Origin of the sequence: Shewanella insulae, assembly GCF_009831655.1 — a bacterium.
Taxonomy (GTDB): Bacteria; Pseudomonadota; Gammaproteobacteria; order Enterobacterales; family Shewanellaceae; genus Shewanella; species Shewanella insulae.
This window is the reverse complement of sequence record NZ_WRPA01000010.1, coordinates 96,358-114,129: the sequence shown is the minus strand read 5'-3', so window position 1 is coordinate 114,129 and position 17,772 is coordinate 96,358. Positions and strand designations below refer to the sequence as shown.

The window sequence follows — 17,772 nt, the reverse complement described above, 5'->3', positions numbered from 1 at the left end:
ATGAGTCGGGATCAAGCAAGCGGTTTACGTATGATGAATCAACCATATAACGAAAAAGTAAAAGTAATTGCCGTAACCGGTGGTAAAGGTGGCGTAGGTAAAACCAGCGTATCGATCAATACCGCGGTCTCCCTGGCTGAGAAAGGCAAGCGTGTGCTTGTGCTCGATGCCGACTTGGGCCTCGCCAACGTCGACGTCATGTTGGGTCTGAGAGCCGAGCGCAATCTGTCTCACGTATTATCTGGTGACGCCGATCTTGACGATATTATCGTTCGTGGTCCTAAGGGCATTGGCATTATTCCTGCCACTTCCGGTACCCAGGCGATGGTCGAACTGACGCCGGCGCAGCATGCGGGTCTGATCCGCGCCTTCAGTGAGATGAAGACTCAGTTTGATGTATTGGTGGTGGATACCGCCGCCGGCATCTCAGATATGGTGCTCAGCTTCTCCCGCGCGTCTCAAGATGTTCTCGTTGTCGTGTGTGACGAGCCAACCTCTATCACAGATGCCTATGCTTTGATTAAGATTCTTAGCCGCGAGCATGGCGTATTCAGATTTAAGATTGTGGCAAACATGGTCAGAAGTTTACGAGAAGGGATGGAGTTGTTTGCTAAACTTAGCAAGGTAACCGACCGTTTTCTCGACGTGGCCCTGGAGCTGGTTGCGACTATCCCCTTCGATGAAAACCTTCGCAAATCAGTCCGTAAACAGAAGTTGATCGTGGAGGCATTTCCTAAGTCTCCGGCGTCAATTGCTTACCATGGTTTGGCTAATAAGATCATTAGCTGGCCAGTGCCACAACAACCGGGTGGACACCTAGAGTTCTTTGTCGAACGATTGGTCCAACGCCCCGAATATCAAGAGGAGCGTACGAGTGAGTAAAGCCGCTGCGTATACTTGTTTAGATAACAAAGCTTCTATTGTCGAACAGTATGCACCGTTGGTAAAAAGGATTGCTCACCACTTGCTCGCTCGCCTGCCCGCCTCAGTGCAATTGGATGATCTGTTACAAGCAGGTATGATGGGGCTGCTCGAAGCCTCGGCCAAGTTCGATGGTAGCAAGGGGGCCAAGTTTGAAACCTTTGCCGGTATACGCATTCGTGGCTCCATGCTGGACGAGATTAGGCGAGGAGACTGGGTACCCAGATCGGTTCACCGCAATCAGCGACGCATCGCCCAGGTGATTGACGAGCTAGAACAAGAACTTGGACGAGACGCAAAAGACAATGAAGTTGCGGATCGACTTGATATGACGCTCGATGAGTACCATCATATTCTTAATGATGTTTCCGTCGGGAAAGTAGTTGGAATTGAAGATCTTGGTGTATCGGTCGATGTAGTAAGGCAGGAAGACGATCATCAGGACGACGCATTCGAATCACTGGCAGATACACAGTTTCATGAGGCCCTCGTCGAGGCGATTAAGTTACTGCCAGAAAGAGATGGATTAGTTTTGTCGTTATATTATGACGAAGCATTAAATTTGAAAGAGATCGGTGCCGTACTTGATGTCAGCGAATCCCGAGTTAGCCAGATTCATAGCCAGGCGATGCTCAGACTCAAAGCTAAACTCAAGCATTGGACCAAAATATAACGATTACATGAGCAATATAAAAACAGCTCCGCGGAGGAAACCTTGGACAAGAATATGAAGATTCTCGTTGTTGACGATTTCTCAACAATGAGACGTATCATCAAGAACTTGTTGAGAGACTTGGGTTTTAATAACACTCAGGAGGCAGATGACGGTTCGACGGCATTGCCTATGTTACAAAAGGGCGATTTTGACTTTGTCGTGACCGATTGGAATATGCCAGGTATGCAGGGCATCGACCTGTTGAAGGCTATCCGTGCTGATGACAACCTGAAGCACATTCCCGTGTTGATGGTAACTGCGGAAGCGAAAAGGGAACAGATCATTGCGGCGGCGCAGGCCGGTGTCAATGGTTACGTGGTTAAACCTTTTACTGCGGCGACACTGAAAGAGAAGTTAGACAAAATTTTCGAACGACTCGGTTAATCAAGGTTGAGCTATGCAGGCAGATACTTCAGGGTTGATCAATCTAGCGCAGGCGAAGCAACTCGTCGATTTGTTAGAGGCGGGTCAGCAAGAGCAGGCCGATGAGCTGATTCGAGACATTGCCAGCCCAATTCAGAAAGAACTATTTGACGAGGTGGGTCGTCTTACCCGCCAGCTTCACAGTGCCATAGTGGACTTTCAGGTGGATGGTCGTCTCGTTGAGCTGGCCAATAGCGAAATCCCCGATGCTAAAGAACGCCTCAATTACGTCATCGACATGACGGAACAGGCCGCGAATAAAACCATGGACGCGGTCGAAGAGTCTCTGCCACTTGCAGATGCCCTCACCACAAATGTTCAGGCGGTCAAGCCTTCCTGGGACCGTCTGATGAAGCGCGATATTCAATTGCACGAGTTTAAGGCGCTCTGCCATGACGTGCAGCAGTTTATTGAGCGCAGCGAATCCGATTCCAATCGGTTGAAAGAATTACTCAACAACATTTTACTGGCTCAGGACTTCCAAGATCTCACCGGACAGATGATCCGTCGTGTGATTGAGCTGGTACGAGAAGTGGAGAGTAATCTGGTCTCTATGTTGACCGTATTTGGCGAGCAGCCCGAAACGGATAAACCCAGTGTATCTGAGAAGTGCGTCGAAGCTGAAGGTCCTATTATGAACGCTGATCAGCGTGATGATGTCGTGACAGGACAAGATGAAGTCGATGACTTGCTGTCGAGTCTAGGTTTCTAAGTAGGAGTCATATGAATGTCCTTTGATGTTGATGAAGAGATACTGCAGGACTTTTTGATTGAAGCGGGTGAGATACTTGAGCTTCTCTCTGAACAGCTGGTGGCGTTAGAAAATAACCCGGACGACACCGAACTACTCAATGCCATCTTCCGCGGATTCCATACCGTTAAGGGCGGCGCGGGCTTCCTGAGCCTGAGCCCAATGGTGGATGTTTGTCACGAAGCGGAAAATACCTTCGATCTGTTGCGTACGGGTAAACGCAGCGTCTCTGCCGAATTGATGGATATCATACTGCAGGCCGTCGACACTATTAACTCTATGTTTGCCGAGACCCAGGCGGGTGTCGAACAGAGCCCTGCCGATGATGAGCTGCTGGCTAATCTTAAACTGTTAAGTTCAGGTGGTTCGTTGCCCTCTGAGATGGGGGGAGCACCAGCCGAGCCCATTGTCGATGAAGCACAGGTTGAAGCGTCGTCGATCGATGATGGTATAGAGCTGTTTGATACGCCAGTCGATGATGGGGTCGAACTGTTTGACGAGCCGGTAAGCAATGAGCCCGTAACCTCTATCTCCGGAGAAGGCGACATCGATGAGATCGACGAGTCTGAATTCGAAGCCCTGCTCGATGCGCTTCATGGCAGTGGTAAGGGCCCTTCAAGCACTACGCCTAACGGTGCGGCGCCCGCTCAGGCAAGCGATAGCGATGACATCACAGACGATGAGTTCGAATCGCTACTCGATGAACTTCACGGTTCGGGTAAGTTCCAGGCCCCCTCGGCCCCTATTGCCAAGATCCCCGAGCAGACCGCGCCGCCGGTGGATGCCGATGAGATAACCGACGATGAATTTGAGAAGCTACTCGATGAGCTGCACGGCGCCGGTGCAGGTCCTGGTAGTGAGGCTAATCAGTCAGTCGCCCCGGCTGCTCCTAAGGCACCAGAATCTGTAGCACCGAGTAAGGTCGCTACGCCTGCGCCGAGCAACGTTAAGGCATCCCCCGCGGAGGCTCCAGCCCCTAAACCTGTGGTGAAAGAGAAGGCAGCCGCCAAGGCGCCGGCGCCCAATATGCCTCAGGCGGAGACCACAGTGCGTGTCGATACCGCGCGCCTGGATCAGATAATGAACATGGTCGGTGAGCTGGTATTGGTGCGTAACCGCCTGCTCAGCCTTGGGATCTCCCGCGATGATGAGGATATGTCTAAGGCGCTGGCCAACTTGGATCTCGTCACCGCCGACCTTCAGGGCGCGGTAATGAAGACGCGCATGCAGCCAATCAAGAAGGTATTTGGCCGCTTCCCTCGTGTGGTACGGGATCTGGCCCGCAGTCTGAATAAAGAGATCGATCTTCGCATGATTGGTGAAGATACGGATCTGGATAAGAATCTGGTCGAAGCCCTGGCTGACCCCTTAGTTCACCTGGTGCGCAACTCGGTTGACCATGGTATCGAGATGCCCGATGAGCGCGAGGCCAACGGCAAGTCGCGCACGGGTACTATTACCCTTTCTGCCAGCCAGGAAGGTGACCATATCCTGCTTAAGATCGAAGACGATGGTGCGGGGATGGACCCAGATAAGCTTAAGAAGATAGCCATCTCGCGGGGCGTGCTCGATGAAGATGCCGCGGCGCGCATGTCAGATGAAGAAGCTTATAACCTCATCTTCGCCCCAGGTTTCTCTACCAAGGTAGAGATCTCCGATATCTCAGGTCGTGGCGTTGGCATGGATGTGGTGAAGACCCGCATCACTCAGTTAAACGGTACCGTGCATATCGACTCTTTGAAAGGGAAGGGGACTTGCCTGGAGATAAAGGTGCCGCTGACTCTGGCGATCATGCCGACTCTGATGGTGGAAGTGGCACAGCAGGTATTTGCTCTGCCGCTGTCGAGCGTCAGCGAGATATTCCACCTAGATCTCACCAAGACCAATATTGTCGACGGCCAGCTAACTGTGATAGTGCGGGAGAAGGCTGTGCCGCTCTTCTATCTAGAGCATTGGTTGAGTCGCAAGGAGGCAGGCTTCAAACATGGCGATAAGCAACATGGTCACGTGGTGATCGTGCAGCTCGGCACCATGCAGATAGGCTTCGTGGTTGACTCCTTGATTGGTCAGGAAGAGGTGGTGATCAAGCCTCTGGGTACCTTGTTACATGGAACCCCTGGCATGGCGGGCGCCACCATTACCTCTGACGGTGGAATCGCATTGATATTAGATGTGCCTGGCTTATTAAAACATTACGCCAAGAACAAGAAATAACAGCTAGCGGTACAGTGAGCGAGAGGAACGGCGTGATGCCCAAGTGGCGTCACGCCTTGTTTCGGCAAGGATCCTGCTGTAGATAGGAATTTGAATGGCCATAAAAGTATTAGTTGTCGATGATTCAAGCTTTTTTCGTCGCCGAGTCAGTGAGATTGTCACCAAGGATGCAGATTTAGAGGTTATAGGCACGGCGTCCAATGGCGCCGAGGCGGTGAAGCTGGCGCAGCAATTAAAGCCACAGGTGATCACCATGGATATTGAGATGCCAGTGATGGATGGCATCAGCGCCGTGCGCGAGATCATGGCAAAATGTCCGACTCCCATCTTGATGTTTTCATCACTCACCCACGACGGTGCTAAGGCGACGCTCGATGCGCTGGAAGCGGGGGCATTAGACTTTCTTCCCAAGCGATTTGAAGATATTGCCACCAATAAGGATGAGGCGATATCGCTACTTCAACAGCGTATCAAGGCATTAGGGCGTCGCCGTGTGTTTCGCCCCATATTGCCGAGGACGAAGCCGACTAAGCCTAGTACGACCTCTGGAGCATCACCTGCACGAGAGACGCTTCAGCCACAGCGTACGGCCCCGCGTTCGAGTGCACCTGTAGCCAGGGCCAGTGGTAAGAAATATAAGCTTTTGCTGATCGGCACCTCTACAGGTGGCCCCGTTGCGCTGCAACGTATCCTGACCAAGCTGCCGGCAAATTACCCCCATCCTATCTTGCTTATCCAGCATATGCCGGCTGCATTTACACCAGCCTTCGCCGCACGCTTAAATGGCCTGTGTGCCATCGACGTAAAGGAGGCGCAAAATGGCGACCAGCTAAGGGCTGGCTGTGCCTATCTGGCACCAGGTGGTATGCAGATGATGTTGGAGCGTGGCGGCACCTATGGGCGAATTAAGATAGTGGCTGGTAGCATGGATATGAACTACAAGCCTTGTGTCGACATCACCTTTGCCTCGGCCTCCAAGCTGAGCGGCGGCGAGACCCTTGCCGTGGTATTGACGGGTATGGGGGCCGACGGTCGAGAAGGTGCGCGAATGTTGAAGAATGTTGGCGCAACCATCTGGGCACAAGACGAAGCCAGCTGTGTCGTTTATGGTATGCCACAGGCGGTAACCGCCGCCGGGATCTCCAGTCAGTCGATAGCCCTAGATGATATGGCCGAGGCCATCATTCGTGAGAGTGGGCGTGGCTAGGCAGCGGCAAGGCGTCAGTACGACTGTGCTGTTGCTGTTTTTCCTCTTGTTGGTTTGCTGTTTAGTCACAGGTTCTTTGTATCTGGAGCTGCGCCATAAGAATAGCTTGCTCGAGGAGAAGATCACTCAGCTCGAAGAGAGTCAGGTGCTACTCATGGTGCCCGACGAGCAGGCACAGGCCTTGGCCGAATGGATGGAGAATAATCCAGAATTTACTCAGTCTATCATCAAACAGGCCGAACCCGGCAGCCAGGTGCGGGTAGAGATTGGCCCTGAGGTGCCTGAGGCGATAGCCAGACAGGAAGCCGAGGCAGAGCCCCAGGTGATTGATAGTCAAAGTCAGTTATCACCTCTGTTGCCCGAGGTGAAAAGCGATGTACAAGAACCGGCTGCGCAAAAGGTGGCAAACGCCACAGATAAGGCACAGCAGGCTGGTAATAAGCCATCGCAGGCGGTTAAGCTGTCAGAAGATAAAGATGGTGTTAAAGTAATAAGCCTGCCCCATGGCGGCATTCGAGTCACGACTCGCGAAGATAATTAGAACGATAACCTGATGGCGATACGCGCGGCGATTTAAGGGGTTTTACTTGAAGATCTGGACCATAGCAAATCAGAAAGGGGGCGTGGGTAAGACGACCACAGTGGCGAGCCTGGCAGGCGCCATGGCAAAGCGGGGGAAGCGAGTCTTGATGATAGATACAGACCCCCATGCTTCACTGGGTTATTACCTGGGGATAGATTCCGAAGAGGTACCCGCCTCACTCTATGATCTGTTTCTGAAACACAAGCAGTTGACAAAAGATCAGGTGCAGGCTCATATCGTGCCCACTAAGGTGGAAGGGATAGATTTATTGCCGGCCACCATGGCGCTGGCGACGCTGGATCGCTCTCTCGGCCATCAGGAAGGGATGGGCCTGATCCTAAAGCGACTGCTTGCCTTAGTTGCCGACCAGTATGACGTGGCCCTCATCGATTGTCCCCCGGTATTGGGTGTGTTGATGGTTAATGCCTTAGCGGCCAGTGAGCACATCATTATTCCTGTGCAGACTGAGTTTTTGGCGATCAAGGGACTAGACCGCATGGTCAAGACCATGACGCTCATGGGGCGCTCAAAGAACACTACCTACAGCTATACCATCATTCCGACCATGTATGACAGACGCACCAAGGCGTCGCCCGCCGCCCTGCAACAGCTGGGGGAGGAATATGGTGATGTGCTCTGGCCTGACGTGATACCTGTCGATACCAAGTTTCGTGATGCCAGCCTGGCCCACCTGCCTGCGTCACATTATGCTAGCCATTCTCGGGGTGTGAAGGCCTATGAGAGATTGCTTGACCACCTGCTGACCAAGGAGTTTGCGCATGTCAAACTCGGTTGACGAAACGGTTTTCAATTACTTTTCACTGCTGCTGACCGAGCCCGATGAAGAGGGCATCTCGGCCGGTAAGCCTGACGCAAAGCGCGAGCAAGCGGCAGTACCAGATGGTCAAAATGGTCATACGCCTGCGCTAAAACGCCAGTCCCTTCCGGGACAATCTGAACCTCGCCCTGTGATCACTCAGGCTACGCCGACACCGCTGAATAAACTCGCGCTCGAACAACTACTGGCGCCTGTGACTGAGATAGCAAGCGAGGTAGGTACTCAGACCACAAGCAAGGTTGAGCTCAAAACGCTCGATACCAAACCCGTTGGCGTCGAAACCGTGACCCAAGCGAAATCGATTCAAACGAAATCTGAGTCGCAAGTTGAGCAAAAAATCAAAGAAAAATTAGAAACTTCGGCTAGTATTAAGCAAGAGGAAGCCGTTGTCGATAAGGTGGAATTAGCCGCCGCGCTGCAGACACAAACCGGGGCCATACCACCCGGGGTGACCGAGCAATTGGTAGAGCAACTTGACGATGAGTTTCAGGTGCTGTTTTTTAAGGTGGCGGGGCTGACATTAGCCGTGCCACTCGTGAGCCTTGGCGGTATCGTTAAGGTCGATCGGATAAACCATATCATGGGACGGCCGGCCTGGTATTTGGGGGTTCAAACCCATAGGGACTCGCAACTCAATGTTGTCGATTCTGGCGCCTGGGTAATGCCGGAAAAATATGATGATGAGCTGGCGCAATCCGTTGATTACCAATATATTGTACTCTTAGAGGACAGTAACTGGGGATTGGCCTGTGAGTCTCTGGTGAATTCCGTCAGAATTTTAAAGTCAGAAGTCAATTGGCGCACCAAGGCGGGTAAACGCCCCTGGTTGGCTGGCGTCGTAAAAGAACAGATGTGCGGCATTCTACATGTGCAGGCACTTATTGAATTATTAAATTTGGGTTTAGGTAGTCAGGACTCTATTGGCTGAGGTTGATATGGCAGATGCAAAAAACGTCGCGGCAGTTGCCGCAGGTAAAGATGATGAAGTGTTGCAATGGGTAACCTTCCGGTTAGATAACGAGACCTATGGTATCAACGTCATGCAGGTGCAGGAGGTGTTGCGTTACACCGAGATCGCGCCAGTGCCTGGTGCGCCTCATTATGTACTTGGGATCATCAACCTGCGCGGTAATGTGGTGACAGTAATCGATACGCGCTCGCGTTTTGGTTTGCCTTCTGCCGAGGTAGATGACTCTACTCGCATTGTTATCATCGAGGCCGAGAAGCAGGTGATTGGTATTCTGGTCGATAGCGTCGCCGAGGTGGTCTATCTGCGTGGCTCGGAGATAGATAACGCGCCAAATGTCGGTACGGAAGAGAGTGCCAAGTTTATTCAAGGTGTGAGTAATCGTGATAATGAATTGCTCATTCTGGTGGATCTCGATAAGTTACTCTCTGATGAAGAGTGGATGGAACTGGCACAGCTTTAATCGCTTACCATCGATGAATTGCCATTGACGATAAAAGCCGTCGCCTCGTTCGATGGCTTTTTTAGTGGGATAAAAGGTCGAGCGTAGATATGAAGGTTAATGGAGTTGGCATTTATGATAGGCGATGAGATCTTAATCGCGGCGTTACTTTATGTGGTTGCCTGTCTTGCACTGGTGCTGTATCAGCAGAAACAGACCAGCAAGCTAAAAGCTAAGATCGATGCTCTGACCCTACTGGTCAAAGAGAACGATAGGCAGCGTGAGGCGGTAAAGCAGGAGCTGCAGGAGTTGAGATCGGGCACCATAGGGGTTGGTCGGCGCATGCTTGAACTTGAGAAGCGGGTGACCAAACAGGAGGCCCGAATCGATGAGACGGTGGCGGATGAACCTCAGGCCAGGCTCTATACCCGAGCGATGAAGATGGTCGAACTCGGCGCCGATATCGATGAGCTGGTTAAGGAGTGTGAATTGCCTAAGGCCGAGGCCGAGCTATTGCTGCGCCTTCATGGTAAAGGGTGATGGCACTCTTTCTAAAATGAATGATTTGAATATCACACCTCTTGCATGATCCTCTTATGCATATTATCCCAACGCTCAGGGAACTTGCCATCTAGCATATAGACGAAGGCGATCAGTTCGGCAATGAGCAGATATAGTTCCTTGGGGATCTCCTCTCCTATCTCCAGTTTTTGCAAGAAATTACTCAGATTGGCATCTTGATGAATATAGATGCCAGCCTCCTTGGCGATGGCGATGATCTCCTCGGCGACTAAGTCTTCCCCCTTGGCGGTGATCTGCGGTGCCGATTTTCCGTCATAGCGCAGGGCTGCTGCCTGAGAAGGCCTGTGTTGGTTACTGTTTGAGTTATCGTTTGAATTATCGTGTGACTTGTCTGGTGAATCGTCGTATGAACTCATCATTAGGCCTTTATCTTTACCAAGTAGTGCTCGCCCGGCAATAGGGAGGCGGGCACCTGGGAAACTTGAGTTTTGATATTGTTTGGGGTTAAGCCAATAGCCTGAATTTTCTGCTCCAGGGCCGCGAGTCTTTGTTCGATATTATCGAGCAGCTTTTGATCCTCAGAGGTAAAGCCCAGGTTTAGGCGACCCTCTTTTACATCAGCGTTGATCAATAGGCCAGCCTGACTCAGGTTGAACTTAAGCTGTAATCGCCAGTGTGGAGATGCATTTTTTTCCTGCTCTTCCTGGCTGAAATGTCCTTCAAGCTCCTCATGCCTGTGCTCAATCATGTAGGGCAGGGTAAAGTACCAGTTGGTGGATTGCGGCGTATCGCTGCTGGCCTGTTGATAGAGGGACAGGTTGGATATTAACTTACCCATTGACTCTAGACCGCCGCCTTTCTCGAGCAGCCCGAGTAGCTGACTGCCGGACGCGAGTTGCTGCAGGGATTGCACCTGGTTTGAGGATTTCCCGCCGGACTGGTTTTTCACCTGCCTGCCAAGAAGCAACTGAAACAGTACCCCTATGGTGCCGGCGTGACTCGTGATATTGCCGAGGCTAGCGACAGGCCCTGCCGGAGCAGCGATGCCGGCGAGGCTATCGATAAGCTCCTGCTTCAATGAGCTAGGACTCGCTAACTCGCTAAGGGGCCTGGGAAAGGCTAGTGGCAGAAGTTGCTGTACTAACTGCAGCAAGTTTCGTCCCTGGGCAGTGGCTTTTGCTGTCGCCATGGCTTTATCTGTTAGTTGTCCAAGCGCGAGATTCAGCCCTCTATGACCTAGTTCTCTGGGATTGATTCCTTTAGCGTTTAAGGTTGCGGCGGTTGTCGATGCTTGACTAACATCTCCTGACTGCGGTGCTATGCCCCTTGGTGATATTAGTCCTGCTTGTTTCTCCAAGGCGGTTAGCTGAGTGAGTGAGGCAGAACCATGTTGCAACTGACCGATAGTCTTAGTGACCCCTTGTTCAATGGGGATGCCCTGAGGAAGAGCTTGAGGTGTTGCTTGAGGCACGGTTTGCCCTATAGCCTCTAGCCTGATCCCTGTGAGCATGGCGCTGACTCTCTGATAGAGCTGGCTCTGGGTTATCTGAGCGATATCTCTAAGCAGTGGAGCCTGAGCATGATTCGGCCCAGCAGCCCCCATGGTACTACCAGATGCATGTGCTGAGACAAGGGATTTACCGAACAGCAAATTGATGGCCGCTACTGTCTTATCACTGGTCAGGGCGCTACGTAGCGGCAACTGGCGAAAGTGTTCATTCGATAAAACCCGGTTAGCCGATGCCTTGCTTGGCTGGGCTGTGGGCAAGGAGTCACCGGGACGCTTTGGTGTGGTTAACTCTTTGATAAGCCCATTTAATGACTCAGGCGTTAAGGATGTTTTTGCCAGGGTGTTAATTAGCTGGTGGTAAGCGCTGGCTAACTCGGGTTTGCTGATGAGCGCTTGGGATGATGCTGTTGTAAGGTAGTACTCGGGAGAGTTGGCATTGCCCATGAGCGCGTCTTTACCCACAGGCATCAGTTGTAGGCTCACCTCGGCCAACTTTGGAGTGAGGAGCAGCGTAAGCTGCCCCTGTGTCATGGCTATCTTTGCGATGTACTGTCCGTCAGAGATGGGTGGGCTGGGTAGTCTGACGAGTTGTGAGTCATTAAAAAATAGCTGGTTTGCTGTTAGTTGTACCTCACCCAGGGGGTAGCCTTGTGGGCGGTTGGCAAAATTGGCTAGTTGCTGCAGGCTTATCTGGTTGGCATTGATATAGGCGAGTAGTCCCTTGGGTAAGGGGAGGGAAGTTGGCTGCCCCTGAGCCTGCACGCTGGCATTCATCATAGAAGTTGAATTAGCGGCGGCGCTTAATTGGGTCAATACTGTAAGACGTATGGCATCTTGTTTCAGGCTTTGCTGATCTTTGCTATCGAGATAGGTGATCGCCAGCTCGCGATTATTAAGCCTGAGCTTATCGCCTTGGGGAGTCGATACTATTTCTACCGGAATGTTTTTGGCCTGAACACCTTCGGTGGTGCTGTTACCCCTGGCGTCTGATACCGCTGGGGCGGGCATGTCGATGCGGGAATTACTCAATTGTTAACCTCAAATTGATGCTCCATGAATGTCTTATTACAAAATTCAATTTGACCTATCGCTTTTGCTGAGTATCCTTAGCGATCTGAAAAGGAAAACCAAACTGTGTAGTCTAGTATTAACACTTTATCGTCAACAATAGCTGGTGACTTTAGCCGTGTTAATACTAATTAGGAAACTAATTTATATGAAGTGTAAATGGATTGCGTTGAGTCTGCTGTTGGTTAGTGCCCAGGCGTTGGCCCAGACAGACACAAGCGATGAGCGTGCAACGGATAGCACAGCCGCAGAAGTGACCATTATCTATAACGATGAGCGCGATCCTCTGGAAGGTTTTAACCGCGCCATGTGGGATTTCAACTATCAGTTTCTCGATAAGTATTTCTACCGCCCCGTGGCCCACGGCTACAACGACATCTTGCCTCGTCCGGTAAAGACGGGTGTTAACAATTTCGTGCTTAACTTTGAAGAACCCAGCTCCATGGTGAACAACGCTCTGCAGGGTAAGTGGGGCTGGGCCGCCAATGCCGGTGGGCGATTCACCATAAATACCACTATAGGTTTACTTGGGGTGATCGATGTTGCCGACATGATGGGCCTAGCGCGAAAACAGGATGAGTTTAACGAGGTGCTCGGTTACTACGGCGTGCCTAACGGTCCTTATTTTATGGCGCCTTTCCTAGGCCCCTATGTTACACGTGAAATCGCCTCAGATTGGGTGGACGGGCTTTATTTCCCGCTATCTGAACTCACCATGTGGCAGTCCTTGGCCAAGTGGGGCCTGAAGAACGTCCATAGGCGTGCATCGGCAATTGACCAAGAAAGACTTGTCGATAATGCACTTGACCCCTACACTTTTGTTAAGGAAGCGTATTTTCAGCATCTTGACTATAAAGTTTATGATGGCGACATACCCGTGTCGACTGATGATGACGAATTGCTCGACGAATTGCTCGACGAATACATGACAGAGCTTGATTAACATCAGTATCCCGCATAACTCATTGTTTTATAATAGGCGAAGGAATCAGCAATAAGATGTTGCTTATCTAGGCGTATAGGGATGTACTAGATTTTGCGGCTTAGCCAGAGTGCAAGCCTGGGGAAGCTAAATGGCGTTAGAAGATCTAGTGATACTGTTAGTGGAAGACGACCCGGTATTTCGTAGTATTGTGGCCGCCTTCCTGACTAATCGCGGTGCGACCGTTGTCGAGGCCGATGATGGTCAGCAGGGGTTAGAGCGGTTTAGTCAGCGTGATTTCGACATAGTGCTGGCCGATCTCAGCATGCCTATTCTAGGTGGGCTAGATATGCTCAAACAGATGATTAAGCGCAAGCCAGATACGCTCTCCATCGTGATATCCGGCAATCAGGTGATGGCCGATGTGGTCGAGGCGCTCAGAGTGGGCGCAAGCGATTACTTGGTCAAGCCGGTTAACGATCTCTGCCTTATCGAAAATGCAATCCGCCAGTGCGTAGGAGGCTCTAACCAGCAAGATGTGCAGCTGGAAGATCTCGACGAGTTGTCCTATCAAGAGCTGGAGGAACACCTTAGCCTGCTTGAACAGAATGCCGAGGCGGCCAAGAGCGTACAGCAGCAATTATTTCCCCCGTCTGTCATAGATTATCCCAAGGCTAAGATCGACTATAGCCTGTTTAAGCATGACGAAGTCAGTGCCTACTTTATCGATAGTGTGAATGTGGGTGAGCGCTACCTCATCATGTATATGGCGCATTTCCATCCTCAAGATAATCGTTGTGCCTTTGCCAGCGTACTGCTTAAGAGCTTCGTGAATCAGAAACTCAAACGGTTCCGCAATGACAATACGGAAACCGTTATCGAGCCCTTTAACATGCTGAGTTACCTCAATGAGCGGATGAGTAAGTCGGGCCTGGATATCTATGTCGATATTGTTTATGCGGTAGTCGAGCTTACCCATTACCGTGCGTCCATTGCCCAGGCGGGTAAAGGGCTGAGGTGCTATATCCGCAATGAGGAAGGATTGATGCCGCTAGCAATGCCTGACGCCCTGCAGTTGGGTATTTTAGAATGGGGGCAACCCAGCACTCAGTTTAGAAACTTGATGCCGGGAGAGAGCCTGTGTGTGGTTTCAAGCAGCGTTAAGCATAGGGAGATGCTACTCAATGATGAGTTTGTTGGGCTGAGTTACAGTCCGGAAGTCGCTCCGGGTGGTTATGTGCAGATGAGTTTCTAATTATTACTTGCCATCATTTCTATATTTTCTTAAGTCTATAAATAAAAAAACGCCACTCTAAAGTGGCGTTTTTTTCAATGTTAATTTTCTAGCGATAAGCCATTAGCGCTTAATTGCTTCATGCTCAGCTGTGACAGCAATCTCTTCCTCTAAGGCTTCTTCTTCTGTGTGGTGGCTATCTTCCGCGCCATGCATCCAGTCAACTAACTTATCCGCCATGAAGTAGAGGATAACGCCAGATAGTGCGGCCGTGATAGCGATGCCTGCGAAGATAGACATAGCGTTTGCGAGCTGCTCTTCTTTCTCACCACCATGACCGATGAATGAACCTATGATACCGCCGATCTTATTGGCCGCGGCAACAAACAGGAACCATGCGCCCATCATGAGTGATGCGATACGCAGCGGAGCCAGTTTAGTCACCATAGACAGGCCGATTGGAGAGAGACACAGTTCACCCATAGTATGGAAGAAATAAGCACCTACTAACCACCACATGCTTGACTTGGCATTGGCGTCGCCACCCATCTCGAGTACCGCGCCGATCATGAATAGGAAGCCAGTGGCTAGCAGTACCAGGCCTAAGGCGAACTTCACCGGTGAGTTTGGCTCTCTTTCACCTAGGCGTACCCAGATAGAGGCGACAACTGGCGCGAAGATCACGATGAACATGGCGTTCAACGACTGGAACCAAGTGGTTGGGACTTCCCAGGTACCGATCATACGGTCGGTGAAGTCGTTAGTAAACAGGTTCATCAGGCCGCCAGCTTGTTCGAAGCCAGCCCAGAAGATGATGGTAAACAGACCCATAATCATGATCACCTTGATGCGATCACGTTCTACTTTGGTTAGAGGTTCCTTACGTACTTCCCCCATTTCGGCTGCACGCTCTTTTTCAAGTTGTGCTGCTGGTGTACGACCGATATCACCAAGGAGTTTCTGTGCGAACAGGAATTGGATGATTAGCGAGATGACCATACCGATACCGGCACAGATGAAGCCTGCCTGGAAGTTACCATCAAAGTAAGCTACTACCGAACCAACGATGATACCGGAGAGGAATGCACCTACGTTAATACCCATGTAGAAGATGGTGAAGGCACCGTCACGGCGATGATCGCCTTCTTCGTACAGGTCACCCACCATGGTAGAGATGTTTGGCTTGAATAGGCCGTTACCTAAGATGAGTACACCTAGACCGACATAGAATACTTCTGTTTCCATGCCCTGTACCCAGGCGTGGGGGGTACCAAGAATAAATTGACCTGCGGCCATCAGGGCACCACCTATGATGATGGCTTTACGTTGACCTAGGAATGTATCGGCGAGCCAGCCACCGATGAGGGGGGTTAAATAAACAAGACCTGTGAATGTACCGTATAGATTTAGGGCGTCGGCCTGGGTCCAACCTAGACCGTGACCACCTTGGGATTGTACCGCGTCGACGAGATATAGTACTAGGATGGCTCGCATCGCATAGTAACTGAAACGTTCCCATAATTCTGTTGTAAACAACAGGAACAGTCCCTTAGGATGGCCGAGCATCGTACCTTGGGGTTTTGCTGCACTCATGTAAGTCTTCCACCTTCAGCTTGTGATTGCCTACATAACAAAAACTATGTAGAAAAATGGTTGTTGCTAATATAACTCGCTTGTTTAAAAGAGATACCCAATTAGGCTAACTAGATGAAAATGTTGGCTAATCGTCCCTGTACCGTTCTAAATTTGTTGCGAGAATTTATTATATTTTAATATTTAGGGTATTAAATTTTATCAAACCCACCTTATATACCCTTTTCATCGCCCAAAAGTCAATTTACCTGGGTTAACTGACCAACAAATCATCACTGGTTGGAGGGGCTTAAAGGCAGTTTTCTCGTTGATACTTCCTGTATGTTGGCTGGTTTACCATTAGCCCACATGAACTAGACAAAATAGAGAGAAAACGCCCTTTTCTTTGACCTAGAGTATTTGCTATGATTTCGGCCGTGAATTGGATGTCACCTGAATTATCTCGTTATCTTTGCATTGCGCGTTAATCTGAGCGTCTTGCAAACACAGTAGTTGTGATAGTAAGGCCGCATTGGTGCCAGCCATAGCGGTGATTAAGTGTTAGCTAACGATAAAAATAGGTTCTTAAGGAAATTATGAAGTCTTGGTATCTTGTGTATTGCAAACCTCGCGGCGAAACGCGCGCGCAGCAAAACCTTGCATTGCAACAGATAGAGACTTACCTGCCCACTCTCCCACAACAGATCACCAAGGCCGGCAAGACCAGTGTTAAGCGTCTGCCGTTGTTTCCCTGCTATCTGTTTATCTATTTCGACCCGCTTGAGTTCAGTGTCAGTAAGATACATTCGACGCGAGGCGTGTCGCGAATCATAGGTTGTCGTGAGGAGATGACGGCGATAGACGATGCAATAGTGCATTCCATTAAGATGCGCGAGGCAAAGGTGCTTAATGCATTGCAGTTGCCTAGTGATGATTTGCTCAGTGGCAATGACGAGCCAAAGTTGTCTGTCGGTGACAAGGTGAAGTTTGTCGAGGGGCCTTTTAAGGAGCTTGAAGGGATCTTCGAAGAGCAGAGTGGCGATAAGCGTTGCCACATTTTGTTTGAGATCATGGGGCAGCAAAAGCGGGTGTCTGTTTCAAGGGCTAGCATCAAGGGAGTTGAGAAAGGCGACTAATAAATGTACTTGAATTGTAGAGGCTGTTAAAAAAGCTTAGAAGCAACAGGGAGGCCTTAATAATAGTGATAAGAAGTAGGTCGTTGGCGCTAATGTTTGTAAGAGATCTGCCATAACTGATGAAACGTTGTTAATTGGCTCCGCTCATCTAGTCGGCGTTTTGGTTACTTTGTAACAGATTTTGGTTGTTGAAGGCCATTATGGAGTGATTTTAAGCTGAATGAGTTTTTCGTATTCGAATGTATTGAACGATTGACGAGTATCTGAGCAGTAATTGTTATTTTGTTCCAGTACAATGAATCGTTTTTCTTCAAGATAACGCAAAAGTACTTTGTTTAATGTGTCAATTTGTACGGCATCTTAACCAAAGTGTTTTAGTAAGAAATAATTTAAAAACTGAATTTCGCGTGGCGAGGGCATGTTGGGGGCCGTAACCTATGGGCGGTAGCGTGCCCGCAGGGCATCGAATGAAAAGTTTCATTCGTTAAGCGATAGCCGAAGGCCTCTGGCTGCCACGCGGATCGGTAGCGTGCCTGAAAGGCAAAAGACAGAACAGTTTCTGTCTTTTAGTGGACGCCGAAAAGGATTGTCGGGAACAATCATTAACAGCTTTAGCTGGCTCGAAGAGCGAAGTACACGATGTACTGAGTCAGGTCGCCGCCACGCGGGTCGGTAGCGTGCTCGAATGCCAGTAATTAGCTTCGATTTGAGCTATTTAGCCGGAAAGTTTTATTTAAACCTTGCCTT

The 17,772-nt window shown here is 50.3% G+C and carries 17 protein-coding genes; 14 read left to right on the top strand and 3 right to left on the bottom strand.

What is annotated here, in order from left to right:
- The 11 genes from GNT65_RS12215 to GNT65_RS12170 all read left to right on the top strand — a co-directional run bounded on the left by GNT65_RS12215 (position 1) and on the right by GNT65_RS12170 (position 9,601).
- A complete protein-coding gene (locus GNT65_RS12215; RefSeq protein WP_160796588.1) occupies positions 1-882 on the top strand; it encodes a MinD/ParA family protein in 882 nt (293 codons plus the stop codon).
- Complete coding sequence (locus GNT65_RS12210) at positions 875-1,594, top strand: RNA polymerase sigma factor FliA (RefSeq protein ID WP_160796586.1); 720 nt, start codon at positions 875-877, stop codon at positions 1,592-1,594. Before GNT65_RS12215 ends, GNT65_RS12210 begins: the two co-directional genes overlap by 8 nt.
- Positions 1,595-1,636: 42 nt before the next feature.
- Positions 1,637-2,020 carry a chemotaxis response regulator CheY gene (gene cheY, locus GNT65_RS12205; RefSeq protein ID WP_011865185.1) on the top strand — a complete coding sequence of 128 codons (384 nt, stop codon included), beginning with the start codon at positions 1,637-1,639 and terminating at the stop codon, positions 2,018-2,020.
- A gap of 13 nt (positions 2,021-2,033) precedes the next feature.
- A complete protein-coding gene (locus tag GNT65_RS12200) occupies positions 2,034-2,771 on the top strand; it encodes a protein phosphatase CheZ (RefSeq protein ID WP_160796584.1) in 738 nt (245 codons plus the stop codon).
- Positions 2,772-2,786: 15 nt separating this feature from the next.
- Positions 2,787-5,024: a chemotaxis protein CheA gene (locus GNT65_RS12195; RefSeq protein ID WP_160796582.1), complete on the top strand. Its 2,238-nt coding sequence runs from the start codon at positions 2,787-2,789 to the stop codon at positions 5,022-5,024.
- 94 nt (positions 5,025-5,118) lie between these two features.
- On the top strand, positions 5,119-6,231 hold the full coding sequence (locus tag GNT65_RS12190) for a protein-glutamate methylesterase/protein-glutamine glutaminase (RefSeq protein ID WP_160796580.1): 1,113 nt from the start codon (positions 5,119-5,121) through the stop codon (positions 6,229-6,231).
- The gene (locus GNT65_RS20545) at positions 6,224-6,772 is read left to right on the top strand and encodes a hypothetical protein (RefSeq protein WP_181006263.1); all 549 of its coding nucleotides are present in this window, start codon (positions 6,224-6,226) and stop codon (positions 6,770-6,772) included. Before GNT65_RS12190 ends, GNT65_RS20545 begins: the two co-directional genes overlap by 8 nt.
- Positions 6,773-6,818: 46 nt before the next feature.
- Positions 6,819-7,610 (top strand): ParA family protein, encoded by a 792-nt coding sequence (locus tag GNT65_RS12185; protein ID WP_160796578.1) that lies wholly within the window; start codon positions 6,819-6,821, stop codon positions 7,608-7,610.
- Entirely contained in the window at positions 7,594-8,580 is a 987-nt protein-coding gene (locus tag GNT65_RS12180; protein WP_160796576.1) for a chemotaxis protein CheW, read from the top strand. The genes GNT65_RS12185 and GNT65_RS12180 overlap by 17 nt, the downstream gene beginning before the upstream one ends.
- A 7-nt stretch (positions 8,581-8,587) precedes the next feature.
- Positions 8,588-9,082, top strand: a complete 495-nt coding sequence (locus tag GNT65_RS12175) for a chemotaxis protein CheW (protein ID WP_011865192.1) — start codon at positions 8,588-8,590, stop codon at positions 9,080-9,082.
- Between the two features lie 117 nt (positions 9,083-9,199).
- Positions 9,200-9,601 (top strand): DUF2802 domain-containing protein, encoded by a 402-nt coding sequence (locus GNT65_RS12170; RefSeq protein WP_338091777.1) that lies wholly within the window; start codon positions 9,200-9,202, stop codon positions 9,599-9,601.
- A gap of 32 nt (positions 9,602-9,633) precedes the next feature.
- Here the strand turns inward: GNT65_RS12170 and GNT65_RS12165 are convergent, their stop codons facing one another.
- Together GNT65_RS12165 and GNT65_RS12160 are read right to left on the bottom strand one after the other, a co-directional pair.
- Positions 9,634-10,002: an EscU/YscU/HrcU family type III secretion system export apparatus switch protein gene (locus GNT65_RS12165; protein ID WP_160796574.1), complete on the bottom strand. Its 369-nt coding sequence runs from the start codon at positions 10,000-10,002 to the stop codon at positions 9,634-9,636.
- Positions 10,002-12,122, bottom strand: coding sequence for a hypothetical protein (locus GNT65_RS12160; protein ID WP_160796572.1), 2,121 nt, complete (start codon positions 12,120-12,122; stop codon positions 10,002-10,004). The genes GNT65_RS12165 and GNT65_RS12160 overlap by 1 nt, the downstream gene beginning before the upstream one ends.
- Before the next feature lie 187 nt (positions 12,123-12,309).
- On the opposite strand from GNT65_RS12160, the gene GNT65_RS12155 reads away from it, so the two are divergent.
- Together GNT65_RS12155 and GNT65_RS12150 are read left to right on the top strand one after the other, a co-directional pair.
- Positions 12,310-13,104, top strand: coding sequence for an MlaA family lipoprotein (locus tag GNT65_RS12155; RefSeq protein ID WP_160796570.1), 795 nt, complete (start codon positions 12,310-12,312; stop codon positions 13,102-13,104).
- Positions 13,105-13,234: 130 nt separating this feature from the next.
- Positions 13,235-14,338 carry a response regulator gene (locus tag GNT65_RS12150; RefSeq protein WP_160796568.1) on the top strand — a complete coding sequence of 368 codons (1,104 nt, stop codon included), beginning with the start codon at positions 13,235-13,237 and terminating at the stop codon, positions 14,336-14,338.
- Positions 14,339-14,440: 102 nt separating this feature from the next.
- Here the strand turns inward: GNT65_RS12150 and GNT65_RS12145 are convergent, their stop codons facing one another.
- Positions 14,441-15,910: a peptide MFS transporter gene (locus GNT65_RS12145; RefSeq protein ID WP_160796566.1), complete on the bottom strand. Its 1,470-nt coding sequence runs from the start codon at positions 15,908-15,910 to the stop codon at positions 14,441-14,443.
- Positions 15,911-16,485: 575 nt separating this feature from the next.
- Here GNT65_RS12145 and rfaH point away from each other — a divergent pair.
- The gene (rfaH, locus tag GNT65_RS12140) at positions 16,486-17,025 is read left to right on the top strand and encodes a transcription/translation regulatory transformer protein RfaH (protein WP_160796564.1); all 540 of its coding nucleotides are present in this window, start codon (positions 16,486-16,488) and stop codon (positions 17,023-17,025) included.
- Positions 17,026-17,772 lie beyond the last annotated feature (747 nt).

What these genes read in the sequence shown, in the direction of transcription:
- GNT65_RS12200 (WP_160796584.1), top strand. Translation starts at nt 2,034, where the DNA reads ATGCAGGCAGATACTTCAGGGTTGATCAATCTAGCGCAGGCGAAGCAA.
- GNT65_RS12145 (WP_160796566.1), bottom strand. Translation starts at nt 15,910, where the DNA reads ATGAGTGCAGCAAAACCCCAAGGTACGATGCTCGGCCATCCTAAGGGA.
- GNT65_RS12175 (WP_011865192.1), top strand. Translation starts at nt 8,588, where the DNA reads ATGGCAGATGCAAAAAACGTCGCGGCAGTTGCCGCAGGTAAAGATGAT.
- GNT65_RS12180 (WP_160796576.1), top strand. Translation starts at nt 7,594, where the DNA reads ATGTCAAACTCGGTTGACGAAACGGTTTTCAATTACTTTTCACTGCTG.
- GNT65_RS12150 (WP_160796568.1), top strand. Translation starts at nt 13,235, where the DNA reads ATGGCGTTAGAAGATCTAGTGATACTGTTAGTGGAAGACGACCCGGTA.
- GNT65_RS12155 (WP_160796570.1), top strand. Translation starts at nt 12,310, where the DNA reads ATGAAGTGTAAATGGATTGCGTTGAGTCTGCTGTTGGTTAGTGCCCAG.
- GNT65_RS12195 (WP_160796582.1), top strand. Translation starts at nt 2,787, where the DNA reads ATGTCCTTTGATGTTGATGAAGAGATACTGCAGGACTTTTTGATTGAA.
- GNT65_RS12215 (WP_160796588.1), top strand. Translation starts at nt 1, where the DNA reads ATGAGTCGGGATCAAGCAAGCGGTTTACGTATGATGAATCAACCATAT.
- GNT65_RS12165 (WP_160796574.1), bottom strand. Translation starts at nt 10,002, where the DNA reads ATGATGAGTTCATACGACGATTCACCAGACAAGTCACACGATAATTCA.
- rfaH (WP_160796564.1), top strand. Translation starts at nt 16,486, where the DNA reads ATGAAGTCTTGGTATCTTGTGTATTGCAAACCTCGCGGCGAAACGCGC.
- GNT65_RS12190 (WP_160796580.1), top strand. Translation starts at nt 5,119, where the DNA reads ATGGCCATAAAAGTATTAGTTGTCGATGATTCAAGCTTTTTTCGTCGC.